General features: G+C 42.0%; 14 protein-coding genes. 3 read left to right on the top strand and 11 right to left on the bottom strand.

Going from position 1 to position 14,189, the window contains the following annotated elements; translation table 11 throughout:
* Nucleotides 1-74: 74 nt before the first annotated feature.
* The 8 genes from fliJ to PSH54_RS14410 all read right to left on the bottom strand — a co-directional run bounded on the left by fliJ (nucleotide 75) and on the right by PSH54_RS14410 (nucleotide 8,494).
* Nucleotides 75-521: a flagellar export protein FliJ gene (gene fliJ / locus PSH54_RS14445; RefSeq protein WP_004588294.1), complete on the bottom strand. Its 447-nt coding sequence runs from the start codon at nucleotides 519-521 to the stop codon at nucleotides 75-77.
* A complete protein-coding gene (gene fliI, locus PSH54_RS14440) occupies nucleotides 521-1,855 on the bottom strand; it encodes a flagellar protein export ATPase FliI (RefSeq protein ID WP_054982998.1) in 1,335 nt (444 codons plus the stop codon). The genes fliJ and fliI overlap by 1 nt, the downstream gene beginning before the upstream one ends.
* An 18-nt stretch (nucleotides 1,856-1,873) precedes the next feature.
* Complete coding sequence (gene fliH / locus PSH54_RS14435; protein WP_064386715.1) at nucleotides 1,874-2,683, bottom strand: flagellar assembly protein FliH; 810 nt, start codon at nucleotides 2,681-2,683, stop codon at nucleotides 1,874-1,876.
* 3 nt (nucleotides 2,684-2,686) lie between these two features.
* Complete coding sequence (gene fliG, locus PSH54_RS14430; protein ID WP_004588291.1) at nucleotides 2,687-3,727, bottom strand: flagellar motor switch protein FliG; 1,041 nt, start codon at nucleotides 3,725-3,727, stop codon at nucleotides 2,687-2,689.
* The gene (gene fliF / locus PSH54_RS14425; RefSeq protein ID WP_004588290.1) at nucleotides 3,720-5,435 is read right to left on the bottom strand and encodes a flagellar basal-body MS-ring/collar protein FliF; all 1,716 of its coding nucleotides are present in this window, start codon (nucleotides 5,433-5,435) and stop codon (nucleotides 3,720-3,722) included. The genes fliG and fliF overlap by 8 nt, the downstream gene beginning before the upstream one ends.
* Nucleotides 5,436-5,455: 20 nt before the next feature.
* The gene (gene fliE, locus PSH54_RS14420; RefSeq protein ID WP_004588289.1) at nucleotides 5,456-5,788 is read right to left on the bottom strand and encodes a flagellar hook-basal body complex protein FliE; all 333 of its coding nucleotides are present in this window, start codon (nucleotides 5,786-5,788) and stop codon (nucleotides 5,456-5,458) included.
* A gap of 172 nt (nucleotides 5,789-5,960) precedes the next feature.
* Nucleotides 5,961-7,385 (bottom strand): sigma-54-dependent transcriptional regulator, encoded by a 1,425-nt coding sequence (locus tag PSH54_RS14415; RefSeq protein ID WP_024032323.1) that lies wholly within the window; start codon nucleotides 7,383-7,385, stop codon nucleotides 5,961-5,963.
* Nucleotides 7,382-8,494, bottom strand: coding sequence for a sensor histidine kinase (locus PSH54_RS14410; RefSeq protein WP_024032324.1), 1,113 nt, complete (start codon nucleotides 8,492-8,494; stop codon nucleotides 7,382-7,384). The genes PSH54_RS14415 and PSH54_RS14410 overlap by 4 nt, the downstream gene beginning before the upstream one ends.
* A gap of 132 nt (nucleotides 8,495-8,626) precedes the next feature.
* Between PSH54_RS14410 and PSH54_RS14405 the strand changes: the two genes are divergently transcribed.
* Nucleotides 8,627-9,220 (top strand): DNA-3-methyladenine glycosylase I, encoded by a 594-nt coding sequence (locus PSH54_RS14405; RefSeq protein WP_273606413.1) that lies wholly within the window; start codon nucleotides 8,627-8,629, stop codon nucleotides 9,218-9,220.
* A 281-nt stretch (nucleotides 9,221-9,501) separates the two neighbouring features.
* Here the strand turns inward: PSH54_RS14405 and PSH54_RS14400 are convergent, their stop codons facing one another.
* Nucleotides 9,502-10,938, bottom strand: a complete 1,437-nt coding sequence (locus PSH54_RS14400) for a sigma-54 dependent transcriptional regulator (RefSeq protein WP_273606412.1) — start codon at nucleotides 10,936-10,938, stop codon at nucleotides 9,502-9,504.
* Between the two features lie 357 nt (nucleotides 10,939-11,295).
* On the opposite strand from PSH54_RS14400, the gene fliS reads away from it, so the two are divergent.
* Both fliS and PSH54_RS14390 read left to right on the top strand, forming a co-directional pair.
* Entirely contained in the window at nucleotides 11,296-11,697 is a 402-nt protein-coding gene (gene fliS / locus PSH54_RS14395) for a flagellar export chaperone FliS (protein WP_273606411.1), read from the top strand.
* 4 nt (nucleotides 11,698-11,701) lie between these two features.
* A complete protein-coding gene (locus PSH54_RS14390; protein WP_273606410.1) occupies nucleotides 11,702-11,998 on the top strand; it encodes a hypothetical protein in 297 nt (98 codons plus the stop codon).
* 92 nt (nucleotides 11,999-12,090) lie between these two features.
* Here the strand turns inward: PSH54_RS14390 and fliD are convergent, their stop codons facing one another.
* Together fliD and PSH54_RS14380 are read right to left on the bottom strand one after the other, a co-directional pair.
* Complete coding sequence (gene fliD / locus PSH54_RS14385; RefSeq protein ID WP_273606409.1) at nucleotides 12,091-13,530, bottom strand: flagellar filament capping protein FliD; 1,440 nt, start codon at nucleotides 13,528-13,530, stop codon at nucleotides 12,091-12,093.
* A 58-nt stretch (nucleotides 13,531-13,588) separates the two neighbouring features.
* On the bottom strand, nucleotides 13,589-14,023 hold the full coding sequence (locus PSH54_RS14380) for a flagellar protein FlaG (protein WP_273606408.1): 435 nt from the start codon (nucleotides 14,021-14,023) through the stop codon (nucleotides 13,589-13,591).
* Between the last annotated feature and the right edge of the window lie 166 nt (nucleotides 14,024-14,189).

The raw sequence follows: 14,189 nt of genomic DNA, 5'->3' as shown, positions 1-14,189 counted from the left end.
CACTGCGGCAAGTTGCCACCGCACTTTGCCAAAATTAATTACCACCTACCAATAAAGCAATAAACGCGCCAGAGTTATAAACTTTTACGGCGCTGAAAAAATTGATTAGCAGAAAACTCGTCCAGCATTTTTTGCTCACTCTTTGCCATTAGCGCCGCCGCTTTTAGGTTTTGTTTTTCAATTAATTTTGCCACAGCTTTTGCTTTTACCTGCTGCTTTAACCACAAAGCTTTACGCTGTGTTACAACTTGCTTTGCGGTATTGACCGTACTGGCTTGCTGGCGAATCGCTTCTTCAATTTTTGCTATAAAGGCATGGTACTGGCCAAAGCCCGCGCTTGATAATCCGGACTTTCCTTTCACATGTAATTGCTGAGAGTATTCTAATCTAAAGTTATTTAACCCTTGCAGCTTTTGTTGGTTAGCTTGTAAATTTTGATTGGCTTGTAAGTAGCTCATGCGCAGATTTTCTTCTTTGTCGTTTTCGAGCTTAAGCAGTAAATCGAGCTTATTTTTTGCCATTATGCTTGTCCTAGTAATTGAGCTAGGCCGTGTAAACCATCGTCGTAACTTATTACATCGCGCATACCTTGCTGTAAAAACGCATTGACGCGCGGCATCATATTTATTGCTTGATCAAGCATTTGGTCAGCCCCTTTTTGATACGCACCTAAGGTGATCATATCTTTATTTTGCTGATACATTGAATACACTTGTTTTAATACGCGGGCCTGCTGCATATGAGGCTCAGACACCACTTGCGGCATAACACGAGAAATTGATTTTTCGATATCTATCGCGGGGTAATGACCGCTATCGGCTAAGTCACGCGAAAGTACAATATGCCCATCTAAAATAGCACGTGCAGCATCGGCTATTGGGTCTTGCATATCATCGCCCTCACTAAGGACTGTAAAAAACGCAGTGATAGACCCTTGCCCTTCGCCGCCATTACCCGCTCGCTCCACCAGCGCCGGTAATTTAGCAAATACAGAAGGCGGATACCCTTTTGTTGCAGGAGGTTCGCCAACCGCTAGCGCTATTTCGCGTTGCGCCATGGCGTAACGGGTTACTGAATCAAGCAATAACAATACGTTTAAACCTTGATCACGAAAGTACTCAGCAATGGTCACCGCACTTTCACAGCCTTTTAAGCGCATAAGGGGCGATGCATCAGCAGGAGCAGCTACCACAACAGAGCGTTTGCGCCCTTCTACACCGAGTATCTCTTCAATAAATTCTTTTACCTCACGGCCACGCTCACCCACTAGGCCAACCACAATAACATCGGCTTCACTGCCGCGGGTCATCATACCTAAGAGTACTGACTTACCAACACCAGAGCCTGCAAACAAACCCATACGCTGGCCTTGCCCTACAGTAATAACTGAGTTTATAGCCCGTACACCTACGTCCATAGGTTGGCTAATTGGTCTTCTAGCGAGGGGGTTTATGGGGTTTTGTGCAAACTTTAAATAGTGTTCGGCGTTAATTTTTCCCAGGCCGTCAAGCGGGCGGCCTAAGCCATCCACAACGCGGCCCAGTAGGCTCATACCAACGGGCAAGCCGGTATCATTTACTTGTGGAATAACACGCGCACCGGGTAACACACCGGAAATGTGGTCATTAGGCATTAAGTAAAGGGTTTGCTCACTAAAGCCCACTACCTCAGCATCTACAAACCCTGACATAGTTTCTATTTTGCATTGGCTGCCTACAGGCGCACGTAGCCCTTTCGCCTCAAGGGTTAAACCGACTACTCGGGTTAAAATACCTGCTACAGCAGGTTTAAACGCTGCAATATGTTGTTGGTATTGATTTAAGCGTTCGCTTAGAGGTGCACGTTGAGCTGCCATAACACGCCACAAAAAAGATTAGATACCGCTATTATGCAAAAAGCTATCCAACGTTTCTTTGACACGGGTTTTTAGGGTCATATCTAAAGACGATTGTGGCGTTTTAACTTCGCAACCGCCGCGCTCGAGTGTGGGTTCTGCAATTAGCTGCCAATTATTATCTGCAATAGTTTGCTCACCATAGCTTTGCTTTACCAGTTCTAGATCATCTGGGTTTAAATGCACACGAACTTTTTCTTGCTCAGTATTTAATGCATCTATGCTTTTTTTAAGCGTATGTAAAATAACATCGGGCGATGTTTTAATTTCTTGATAGGTTATAGCTTCTGCCAGCATAACCGCTAATTGCACTAAGTGCTTTTCTGCCAGTTCGTCCACTTTATCAAGCGGAGCGCTGAGGTTGTCAATTATGCTACGCAAGCTGGTTAACTGCTCTTCTATTAACGGCTTAACGTCTTCTTGGCCTTGTGTTTTACCAAGCTCTACGCCTTCTTTATAGCCTGCTTCTTTGCCCTCACCAACCCCTTTTTCAAAGCCATCTATGTAGCCTTGTTCGTGCCCTTGCTTTAAGCCTTCCTCATAAGCATCTTGCCTAATGCGCTCAAGCTCAGCCATAGTTAACGAAGGCAGTTCAGGCTCTTGCGGCTGAGTGTCTTCTACTGCTTCTTCTTCAACTTCTTTTTTATACAAATCAGAAAGTGGTGTGCCAAAAGCCGTTGAACGATTGCCAAAACTGCGCTCATCAGGAGCAACATCAGGTATTGGCCAGTTTTTTAAAAGCTCATCAGCTTCATCTGCATGTAAAGGGCGACCTTTTAATTTAGACATAGCTTATAGGAACTCCTCTCCACCGCCGCCGCCTAACTGAATTTCACCCGAGTCAGATAGACGCCTTGCTGTTGAAAGCACTTCTTTTTGGGCAGCTTCTACTTCACTTATTCTAACCGGTGCCATTGCTTCTAAGTCATCGGCAAGCATTTCGGCAGCACGTTTAGACATATTACCCAAAATTTTATCTTTAAGCGCTTCGTCAGTCCCTTTAATTGCTTTCATTAGTACGTCTTGCTGTACTTCACGCAATATGGCTTGAATGCCGCGGTCATCCACATCCATAAGGTTTTCAAACACAAACATAAGATCTTGAATTTGCTGAGACATTTCTTCATCGTGTTCACGAATAGAGTCCATCAACTGCCCTTCTACATTTGTATCTAGGTAGTTCATTATATCTGCCGCGGCTTTTAAGCCACCCATTTTAGCGGCTTGTGCGCCTGCTTGGCCGGCAAATTGTTTTTCCATAATCTCGTTAAGTTCTTGCAATGCTGCAGGTTGCACTTCTTCAAGGTTCGCAATACGCATAGTTAAATCTAGGCGCACTTTTTCAGGAAATTGCGCTAGGATTTCTGCAGATTGCTCAGGCTCTAAATACGATAAAACAATAGTTTGAATTTGCGGGTGCTCATTACGAATAATATTGGCAACTTGCTTTGAGTCCATCCATTTAAGTGAATCTAAGCCTTTAGCGCCCGAGCCCATTACAATTTGGTCTATTAAACTTGCTGCTTTATCTTCACCTAATGCGGCGGTTAGCGCCTTTTTAATAAAGTCTTCTGACTGGAAGCCAATTGTACTAAAGCTTTGTATTTGTTCTATAAATAAATTGTGAACTGCGCTTATTTTAGATTGTGACAAGTCATCTAGCGCAGCCATTGCCATACCCACTTTTTGCACTTGCTTAGGCTCTAAGTGTTTAAGTATTTGCGCTGCATCTTCTTCAGATAAGCTCAATAAAAGAATTGCGGCTTTATCTACGCCATCTAACTTGTCAACATCAAACGCTGGCGGGAGTTGTTTTTGTTCTTGATCAGTCATCTTCTGTTAACCACGCTTTCACTACTTGTGATGAGAGTTCAGGTTCGTTCGCTACAAGTGCTCTTACCGCTTTAAGCAAATCTTCGTCGCCATGTAAATCTGGCAGCTGTAGTGTACCATCGCTTGAGAAGCCTACAGAAGCAGAATCAAAGTCTTTATTTAGCATATCTAGCGTGCTATCGCCAATATCCACCCCAGAGCTTAATGCATCTTCATCGTACTCTTCGAGCGTATCATCTGGGTATATTAAGCGTTTAAGCATAGGCTTAACAACTGCCATAATAAGCACAATAATAACCAGCGCACCCAGTACTAAGCGGACGATTTTCATAAACCAGTCCTGCTCCCACAGCGGTACTTCTAAGTCTAAATCAACTGCTTCGCGTACAAATGGCACGGTTACCACCTCTAATGCATCGCCGCGTTGCATATCAAAACCTACCCCACCTTGTAATAGGCGACGTATATTTGACAAAGCCTCTACCGAGCGCGGCGCCATGGTTGTTTCGCCGTTTTCACCTACTTTTGGCACATAATCAACGGCAACCGAGACGCTAATTCTGCGAATAACCCCTGTTTGTTGGCGCTTATGCGAAATGGTGGTGTCTAGCTCAAAGTTACGTGTAGCCTCTTTATGCACTCGGCTTGGGTTCGTTGCCGTACCAGCATTGCCTTGACCTGCCACTTCTGGAATAGTTGAATTCATAGGGGGCTGATTAGTCAGTGCCCCAGGAATTCCTACCGCTAAGCCACCAATGTTGTTCTCTTCAAATGTGGTTTCGCTTCTTACTGCTGGTAAGTCTGGGTTGTAGCGCTTTTGTGTTTCTTCTACTGAGCTAAAGTCCATGTTTAAATCAACTTGCGCCGTGTAGTTACCCAAGCCGACTACAGGAATAAGAATACTGTCTATTTTTTCTAAATACTCTTGCTCACGCTTTCTTTCAATGTCGTACTCTTTACGAGAGCGTGCTGCTAATGAGTCTTGTGAGCCTGAATTAAGTAAGCGGCCATTTTGATCTGTTACCGTAACACGTGAAGGCTCAAGCCCTTGTACTGCAGAGGCAATCATATCAACCACTGAGTCAATCTCTTCGCCATCAAGCATTCTGCCGCGCTTAAGAGTCAATACCACTGTGGCTGATGGCTTTTTCTCTCTGCGTGCAAATACGTTTTCTTTTGGAATGGCTAATAAAACTTTAGCGCGTGTTACGTTGTTTAATTCTTCTATGGTGCGGGCAAGTTGTTGTTCGCGGCCGTGTTTTAAGCGTTCACGCTCTAATCGTTGGCTAACACCAAAGCCCATATCTTGCATTATGATGTCGGTGCCTGAAGTAGGACCTTGCTCTAGGCCTTCACGGGCCATCAGCAATTTAATGTTTTGATACTCGCTTTCATCAACCGAAATTACGTTGCCGTCTAGTTCGTAGTCAATTTTTTGTGCATCTAAAAAATCAAGGGTTTGGATCAGCTCTTCTGTTGGCATTTTACCCAGCGGACGCATGTCTGGCTGACGTGCCCAAATAATCACAAATATGGCAATAGCTAAACAAATAGCCAGCGCAATAATAAGGGTAACTTGGCGAAGCACATCAACACCATTTAAGGCGCTTAAGTAGCCCGACTTTTGTTCTTGTTGCTCGTTATCTTCGCTTTGGTCAATACCGCCGCCAGCAAGAGCAAGATCTGTTGATTGATTAGATTGCGCCACAATAATTCTCCACTACCTACTTAAACAGGCATGTTCATAATTTCTTGGTATGACTCAACAAGTTTATTTCTTACTTGTACTGTAGCCTCAAATGCCACTGACGATTTTTGTGAGGCAATCATTGCCTCAGCAAGCGATACACTTCTATCACCCATTTCAACAGCCACTACTTTTTGTTTGGCATCTTGTTGTAAGCCATTAACCGTGTTTAATGCATCACTTAGTAAGTCACCAAATTGAGCAGACGATGTTGGCTGAGCTTGAGTAGGTAGCTTATTGATTTGATTTGTATGGCCTGCTTCTAAAGCCATTGATTGCATTTCTTGAAATAGCGCGCTGTTTTGAATTTTCATAATTTTCTCTGGCAAATGCAGTTAACGTTCATAAAGGGAATAAAGCACAAAGTGTGCCATAAAAATAAACCTTTAATTACATGAGGTTAACTATTATTTTTGAGAGTCAGAGATTTGACAACCCTAAACTAAGCGTGGTTAGTTTAGGGTTATATAGAAGAAAGGGATAAAGTTATGCGGGCAGCGAAATACCTAAATCGCGCATTTGCGCTAGTTTATAACGTAAAGTACGCGGACTGATCCCAAGTGTTTGGGCAACATCTTTACGTTTGCCTTGGCAGCGCGCTAGGGTCTCTAATATTATTTTATGCTCTTTATCTTTTAGCTCATCTTTATAGCTGCCAGTATCAACACTAGGCAGAGAGCTACTCGCCTCTGCAGGCGTTATTTTGTCATCATAATACGCGCCACTGGGAGTGTTCGCTTGTTCAGGCGCTATCTCCTGTTTAGGCGTACTGTTAATTGGCGCTTGCATTAAGTTTTCAATAAAAATAGCCTGTTCGCCAATTACATTGCCCGTTCGCAAAATAAGCGCACGTTGAATTACGTTATCAAGCTCGCGTACATTACCTGGCCATGCATGGCTTAGTAATTTTTGCTCAGCGGCACTATCAAGTGTTGCTAGCGGCTCTTTACTTTTAACTAAATGGCGCTCTATTAAATGCTTAGCCAATACTATTATATCCCCTGGGCGCTCACAGAGCGGTCGCCACATTAGGGGGAATACATTTAAGCGATAATATAAGTCTTCTCTAAATTGGTTATCTGCAACGGCTTCTTTTAGGTCGCGGTTACTGGTTGCGAGTACTCTTACGTCGAGTGAAATTGTTTTACGGGCACCTAAACGCTCAACTTCACGCTCTTGCAATACCCTTAATAGCTTAGCTTGCAGCCCTAAGTCCATTTCGGTTATTTCATCAAGTAATATGGTGCCGCCCTGGGCTTGCTCAAATTTACCTGGGCATGCCTGTATTGCACCAGTAAACGCGCCTTTTTCGTAGCCAAATAAAGTGGCTTCAAGCATGTTTTCGGGAATAGCCGCACAGTTTATTGCCACAAAAGGCGCATCGCATCGGTTTGATTTATCGTGAATGTAGCGCGCTAACACTTCTTTACCAGAGCCACTAGGGCCTAGCACCATAACACTTGCATCTGAGCGCGCCACTTTGCTCGCCAGCTCTAAAAGCGCAATACTGCTAGGGTCGGCAACAATTGGGCCGTCAGTGTCTTTTGGCTTTTCGGGTAAATACCGACTAACCATATTTAAAAGCACCTCAGGGGCAAATGGTTTAGCCATATAATCAATTGCGCCTAAGCGCATTGCCTCGACTGCATCATCAATCGTTGCATAGGCAGTCATCATTAATACGGGGAGATCTGGGTAGTTAAGCTTAATGCTTCTAAGTAAATCTAGGCCGCTCATCGCGCCCATTTGCACGTCGCTGACCACTAATGAAAACTCAGATTTTTTTAATTGGATCATGGCTTGCTCAGCACTATCGGCTGCAACACAGGCAATACCCGACATTTCTAACGTGTCTATGAGTGCTTCTCTTAAACCTGCATCATCTTCAACCACTAGTATTGTATTACTCATGCTGTTTTCTCCTGCGTTGAAGCCGTGCATATAGGCAGCAATAAACTAAAACATGCACCGCCATTGGCATTATTAACCACTTCAACACGTCCTTGATGCGCATTAGCCACAGAGCTTACAACAGCAAGCCCAAGCCCTGTACCTTGGCTTTTTGTGGTATAAAACGGTTCAAAAATTTTCTCTATTTGGCTCAACTCTACACCAGGGCCGTTATCGCATACGCTAATACGCACGGTATCGGGTTCGCTGCTATCGCGCTGCGCTTTTAATGTCACCTGGGCTTGGCTGCCAATAATTTGAATACTATTGTGAATAAGGTTTTGAATAGCACTGGCCAGCGCGGTTTTATTACCGGTAATTTCTATGTCTGGCTCTGGTAGCTCAACAACAAGCGAGCTGTTATTTAAGGCCACCATTGCATCGGCACCTAGTTTTACCTCGTTTAAAAGCTGCTGCATAGAAACCTGTTCAACCACTTGTTGCTCGCCGCTTTTGGCAAAAAGCAGCATATCGTTAACTTGGGTTTCTAAATCTTTTAAACGCGACATTAACTTAGTTTGAAAGTTATCCCGTGATGACTCTGGTAGCTTTTTAGAGCCCAAATTGGCCGCGTATAACATAGCCGCCGAGAGCGGTGTACGCACTTGATGCGCAAGCGATGCCACCATTTTACCTAACGCACTTAGGCGCTGCATATGGGCTACGCGCTTTTGCAAACGGCGCGTTTCTGTTAAATCTGTCATTAATATTAATTGCCCAGGCTCTGGCGCTAGCGCAGTAATATCAAGCTTTATAAGTCGCCCATCTTTGAGTGACACTTCATGTCCATCATCTTGGTGGGGACGAAAAGAGCGTTGAATAATGTTAAACCACTTCTCACCTTCGAGCGGCTCGCCTAACATATCAATCGCGATTTGATTGGCTTTTGCAATAAGCCCTTTGCCATCAAGCACAACAACACCCGCAGGCATAGTATCAACTAAGTGCGACAGCCAACTTGCCTGCTGTCTTAAATCACTTAATTCACCAATGTACTCTTCTTGAAGTAAACATGGGTTATACTGTTTTGCAGTAATAAACTGTGGTTTAAGTACACTCGCAAGGGCCATAATCAAATCTCTTAATGATGTAGATATAGGGCTAAATGCACAATTTATACCAATATTATTTTATATATTTTTCATTTAGTTACCTTACAATACCACGTAACAAAAAAATGACGCACACTAAAAGGAATAATAATGAGTGAGCAAAATAAATGCCGTTGTGCATGGCTCGACGCCACAAAGCCTGATTATGTGAAATACCATGATGAAGAATGGGGAGTCCCCCTTTATGACGACACGAAATTATTTGAATTTATTACTCTCGAGTCGGCGCAAGCGGGCTTAAGTTGGTACACCATTTTAAAAAAGCGCGCAGGCTATAAAAAAGCATTTGCTAATTTTAATGTGCAAAAAGTGGCTAACTTTACAGCCGATGATATAGAACGGCTAATGCAAGATGAGAGCATAGTGCGTAACCGCTTAAAAATTGCTGCCACCGTTAATAATGCTCAGCGGTTTATTGAGATTCAAAAAGAATTTGGCAGCTTTAGTAATTACCAATGGCGATTTGTGGGCAATAAACCAATTATTAGTGATTTAAATAGTGTTGAAGACACCCCTGCAATTACCGAGGAGTCAAAAGCGTTTGCAAAAGATTTAAAAAAACGAGGTTTTAAATTTTTGGGCCCTACAACGGTATACGCACATATGCAGGCCTGTGGCATGGTTAACGATCATAGTAATGATTGTTTTAGAAAAGAAGAAATTATAAAGGCGTTTAGTGAATAAGTGATTTATCACCATAAAAGTGATCTGTTCATAAAAAGGGTAAGAGACGCTTCGCTTTAGAGAAGTAACGTGTGAGTTAATTGTGGTTTATCATTTGGCCTCGTTTTTTGGGGATTAAGTAATTAAAAGCTGCGCTTTTTACGCGAGCAAGCTTCGCGTCTACCGCCAAAGTTTACGTTTTTCTTATAGCGCGAAGCTTGCTTGCGTGACGGGCAAAGCCCGTAATTAATTCCTCAAAATGAATAATAAATAACGAAAAGTCTTTCACCATTTGCATACTGCTAATCTCGCGATAGATTGTACTTTTTCATTTTTTCAACAAGCGTTGTACGCCTTACACCTAATATTTCTGCGGCGCGCGCAACAACGTAATCAAAACGCTCTAACGCTTGGGTAATTAAGCTTATTTCAAGCTCTGCTAAATAATCTTTAAGCTCTATACCCTCTTCGGGTAATACACCAGATCCCGGTTGGCTAAATTCAGGCTCTGGTTCATTATCATAATCGCTAAAACCTGAGCTAAAAATATCGTTAAAGGCATCTTTTTCAAGTAGCTCTTCAGGGTACTCTGGCTCGTATGCGTCTACCTCGATGTAGCGATATTTATTGGGTAAATCGGGTACATCCACTACTTTTTCAGGGAACATAATCACCATGCGCTCCACTAAATTAGCAAGCTCCCGAATATTACCAGGCCAAGCATGCTCTTTTAGGCTCTCAACCGCGCGCTCTGTAAATTTAGCCGACGTACCACTTTGCTCATTCACACGGCGCATTAACTCTTTAAGTAATAAAGGTATGTCGTCTGCACGCTCATTAAGAGACGGGTTTTCAATAGGAAACACATTTAAACGGTAATATAAATCTTCCCTAAAGCTGCCCTTTTCAATCATTTCCTCAAGGTTGCGATGAGTAGCGGCAATCACCCGTACATCTGCTTGAATAGCTTTGGTGCCACCTACACGCTCGTAGCTGCGCTCTTGTAATACCCGCAATAGCTTAACTTGCATTTGCAGCGGCATATCGCCAATTTCATCTAAAAATAGCGTACCGCCTTGAGCCAATTCAAAGCGCCCTTTACGTGCAGAAATAGCGCCGGTAAACGCCCCTTTTTCGTGACCGAATAACTCGCTTTCTAGCAACTCTCCAGGTATGGCACCACAGTTTACTGGTACAAACGGCCCAGTATTGCGTTTAGATAATAAATGGACGTTACGCGCAACCACCTCTTTACCTGTACCCGACTCACCTAAAATAAGCACGTTTGCATCGGTTTTAGCCACTTGCTCAATTAAAAAGCGTACGTTTTTAACTGCGTCTGTTTCCCCAACTAAACCATCAAATGTTTTGTGTGGTTTATGATGCTTGTGACTTCCAGGAAGCATACGTTGGTACTGTTGGCAGTCGTGTAATAACTGTGTGGTTACTTCGTGATTAAACGGCTCACAAATTAGTCCCACGACATTAGCAATGCTTAATAATGGCTTGAGTGTTTCACCAATGAGTAAAAAAGGCAGGGTTGGGTAGCGTTTAATTAAGCCTTCATGATCTAAGCTTTGTAATGCGCCTAAAATAACAATGCATTCTTGCTGTTGATACTTACTACATACTTCTTCAAAGTCATTTTCATCAAGCAACTGCACAGCTTCCCCAATAAAGGTAAGTGATGCATGTAATCCTATTGCACGGTTATTATTATTATCTAAAATCAAGATCATAGTTAGCGAGCCATAATTTCACTAATTCATTTTATTAGCTAAATTGTAAGCGAGATCTGTATGGATGCAAGTAATAGCGGCGGTTTTTTGACATAAACGCCAAAAAATAGACATCGCTATAAAACAATAATACTTAATAATTAAAACTTAAGTATTGTTTTGTTGTTTAATACTTAAAGCTAATGCCATGTCTTGTTTTTTACTTAGTCCATAAAATTACTTTGGTCAAAAATATAAACTATAATTAGCTTAAGTTGAAAGCAACGATGCCGATAACTAAATAAACGCAAGATGCTTGGCATTAATATTGCTTTTATTTCGTATAGACGATTTCACATTTTTATTTAGGATTTCCCCATGGCTCATGTTTCATTAAAAAAATATTCTCAAGTGCGTGCCAGCAACATCGCTGAAATGGCGCCCTATGAGCAAATTAACCTTATTTTTAGTAACATAATTGGTCGTTTGGCCGCTACTAAAGGGTTTATTGAGCGAAAAGAAATAGAAAAAAAAGGCGAAAACCTTTCAGCATGTATTTTACTACTAGGTGCACTTCAAGATGCGCTAAACCTAGAAGTTGAACAAGACCCGAGTATTTCAAATAATTTATTAGCACTTTATGACTACTGCCAAAGGCGCCTTGTGCAAGCAAATGTAGATAATGACATTGAGATTATTTCTGAGGTAGCTGGCATTATTAAAGAAATTAAAGAAGGGTGGGATAGCATTCCTGTCGATCAGCGTATTCCTGAGGTATAAACTAATGGCTTTAGAGCAAATAGGCAAAGCTGAGTACATCAACCAATTACTCAGCCAAATTGAAGTATTAGTGCAAAGCAACAAAGCTGATGACGCCACGCCAATTATGGATACTTTAAATAGTGAGCTTAAGCGCTGGTGCGAAAGCGATAACCCGCCTAACGCCGAGCAGCTTATGGCAGTTCAAACCAACATAAACAACATTAGCAAACAAGCAAATGCTGTAAAAAATGAATCATCTAAAGCCATAATTAAGCAAAAAAAAACAGGTAAAGCTATCTCTGCCTACAAATCAGTTTAACTAAGTATCGCACGGCGCTATTTAAACTTAATTGAGCATAAAAAAAACCGTTTATAAAACGGTTTTTTTATAGGCCTAACAAATTTTACTGGTTATGAATTGTTACTCACCACACCAGGCATATTTTCAAGCTGCGCTTGCACATAACTACTTGTAGAGTTAAGGCTCGCGACTAGTAAATCCATCGCGTTATATTGAGCGTATAACCTGTCAGATAACGACTCCATTTTACTTGTTAAGCTTTCACGCTGATCATCGATATCTTCTAGTTGATTTGTTTTACTGTCTATACGATTTTGGATAATACCGTCGGTATCAGTGTAAAAGTTCATTAAATCGTCAAAAGACTGCGCAAAACCGCCCTCGTCTTCGTCATCACCTACAAAAAATTGTTGAACTAAATCGACATCTTCATCAATCTTTTCATTTAATGTTTCACTATTTAGAGAGAGCACGCCATAACGATCCGACTCTACCCCTAATTGCGAAAGTGACAATGAATTGCCATTACCTAAATCCACAGAGTCGGTAATCTGCTCTCGTAATTTAGCCATTACTCCACGAAGTAACGAGTCACCGGCCATTACACCAGCGCCATCTTCACTTGAGGCGCCTAAGTTATTACTAAGTTCAAGTAATTCGTTATAGCTGGAAATAAAGTTATTTAAGCCTGACTGGATATTGTTGTTGTTTTCTGTGACAGAAATATCACTAATATCGTCGTCCGCATCGTGTAATTTTTTAGCAGTAATATCCACGCCATCAATTACATTACTAAACTCATTAGTATTGCTTGATACCGTTAATGTGCCATCAATCGTTATTTGGGCATTTTGCGCAGCGTTTACTTCAGTTAGGTTTGTAGTATGGTTTAGCGGATCTGCGTCAGAAACATCGTACGCTAACCGTGAAAGCCCACCAGTGTCAGTATTATTACCATCGTCATCTTGTACGGTAATAGTAATTGCATTGTCTTCACCAGTTTCTTTACTAGTAAGTACTAAATGCTGGCCATCATCACTGGTTACTATAGTCGCCACAACCGAGTCATTACTATCGCTGCCCGTAAAGGGGCCGTTATTAATTTGGTCGCGTAAATCTTCTAAGGTATTGGTCGCCGATAAAACAGTAGAAAAACTGTTTTCACCTGAACCTATTGTAATTACACCGGCTCCAATAGCTTCATCGGCCGAAAATGCAGGGGATGACAATTTATGAGCTTGCGCTAATGCATCAACTTTTACATTATAACTACCTGGTTGGGCGTCTTCATCAGCACTGATAGAGACAAAATCATCATTGCCTGACGTACTGCGCTTTTGATAGTTATCTGCATCCCCTAACGCTTCCATTGCTGTTTGCACTTGTTCCAAAGCTGACTTTAGAGCGCCTACAGCAGAAATGTCGGTAGTTAAATTGCTTTCTTGAGTGTTTAAACGAGCTTCAGCAGGGGCTTGCTCAGCATTAACTAGCGCATCAACTATATCTGATACGGCTAAGCCAGAGCCCAAACCATTAAACGAAATAGACATACTTCACCTCTTTAAACCCCAAAAAAACGTAACTAATAATATATCAACAATACGAAGACTAAACTGTTTGATCGATTAAAATACCCGCAGTTTCAGAAAGCTTTGACACTAAGCTTAACACTTCTTCCGAAGGGTATTGCTTAATGACATCACCACTGGTTTTATCAAGTATTTTAATAACGTCACGGCCTGAGTCTTCATCAACTTGAAATTGCAGGCTACGGCTCATCTCTCCCATAAACTCCTGCAATTGTTGCGCCACTTTTTCAAGCTGTTCACGCTCAAGTTGTTGGTTTTGTGAACTATTGCCCTCAGAGCTTTGCTGCGTATATTGATTGTTTAACTGGTTTTGCGAGCCTTGTTCATCCGTTTTATTTACGTCATCAACAGCGCGCTGAGTCAATGTCGCTCCAGACTGCCCTACTTGTTTATCTTCACCAGTTAAAGATGTTGATGCTATCGTAACTTCTGCGTTTGAAGTAATAGTGTTCATAACGCCTCCTAAATTTTGCCGAACTTGAATAGTTATTAAACTAACAATAGCTTAATTTATACCCTTAAACCACAAAAGGAGGTAGCTAAAGCCACCTCCTTGTTTTAAAACTAATACTGACTTTATGTACTAGCTAGCTACCCATTAAGCTATAACGTTTTGCTTA

The organism is Pseudoalteromonas sp. Angola-30 (assembly GCF_028599215.1).
Lineage (GTDB): Bacteria > Pseudomonadota > Gammaproteobacteria > Enterobacterales > Alteromonadaceae > Pseudoalteromonas > Pseudoalteromonas atlantica.
Note: the sequence above shows the minus strand (reverse complement) of the source record. Positions and strands in the feature narration are given on the sequence as shown.

Bases quoted from the DNA above. Each gene is read 5' to 3' on its own strand.
- fliJ (WP_004588294.1), bottom strand. From the start codon at position 521: ATGGCAAAAAATAAGCTCGATTTACTGCTTAAGCTCGAAAACGACAAA.
- fliI (WP_054982998.1), bottom strand. From the start codon at position 1,855: ATGGCAGCTCAACGTGCACCTCTAAGCGAACGCTTAAATCAATACCAA.
- fliH (WP_064386715.1), bottom strand. From the start codon at position 2,683: ATGTCTAAATTAAAAGGTCGCCCTTTACATGCAGATGAAGCTGATGAG.
- fliG (WP_004588291.1), bottom strand. From the start codon at position 3,727: ATGACTGATCAAGAACAAAAACAACTCCCGCCAGCGTTTGATGTTGAC.
- fliE (WP_004588289.1), bottom strand. From the start codon at position 5,788: ATGAAAATTCAAAACAGCGCGCTATTTCAAGAAATGCAATCAATGGCT.
- PSH54_RS14415 (WP_024032323.1), bottom strand. From the start codon at position 7,385: ATGAGTAATACAATACTAGTGGTTGAAGATGATGCAGGTTTAAGAGAA.
- PSH54_RS14410 (WP_024032324.1), bottom strand. From the start codon at position 8,494: ATGGCCCTTGCGAGTGTACTTAAACCACAGTTTATTACTGCAAAACAG.
- PSH54_RS14405 (WP_273606413.1), top strand. From the start codon at position 8,627: ATGAGTGAGCAAAATAAATGCCGTTGTGCATGGCTCGACGCCACAAAG.
- PSH54_RS14400 (WP_273606412.1), bottom strand. From the start codon at position 10,938: ATGATCTTGATTTTAGATAATAATAATAACCGTGCAATAGGATTACAT.
- fliS (WP_273606411.1), top strand. From the start codon at position 11,296: ATGGCTCATGTTTCATTAAAAAAATATTCTCAAGTGCGTGCCAGCAAC.
- PSH54_RS14390 (WP_273606410.1), top strand. From the start codon at position 11,702: ATGGCTTTAGAGCAAATAGGCAAAGCTGAGTACATCAACCAATTACTC.
- fliD (WP_273606409.1), bottom strand. From the start codon at position 13,530: ATGTCTATTTCGTTTAATGGTTTGGGCTCTGGCTTAGCCGTATCAGAT.
- PSH54_RS14380 (WP_273606408.1), bottom strand. From the start codon at position 14,023: ATGAACACTATTACTTCAAACGCAGAAGTTACGATAGCATCAACATCT.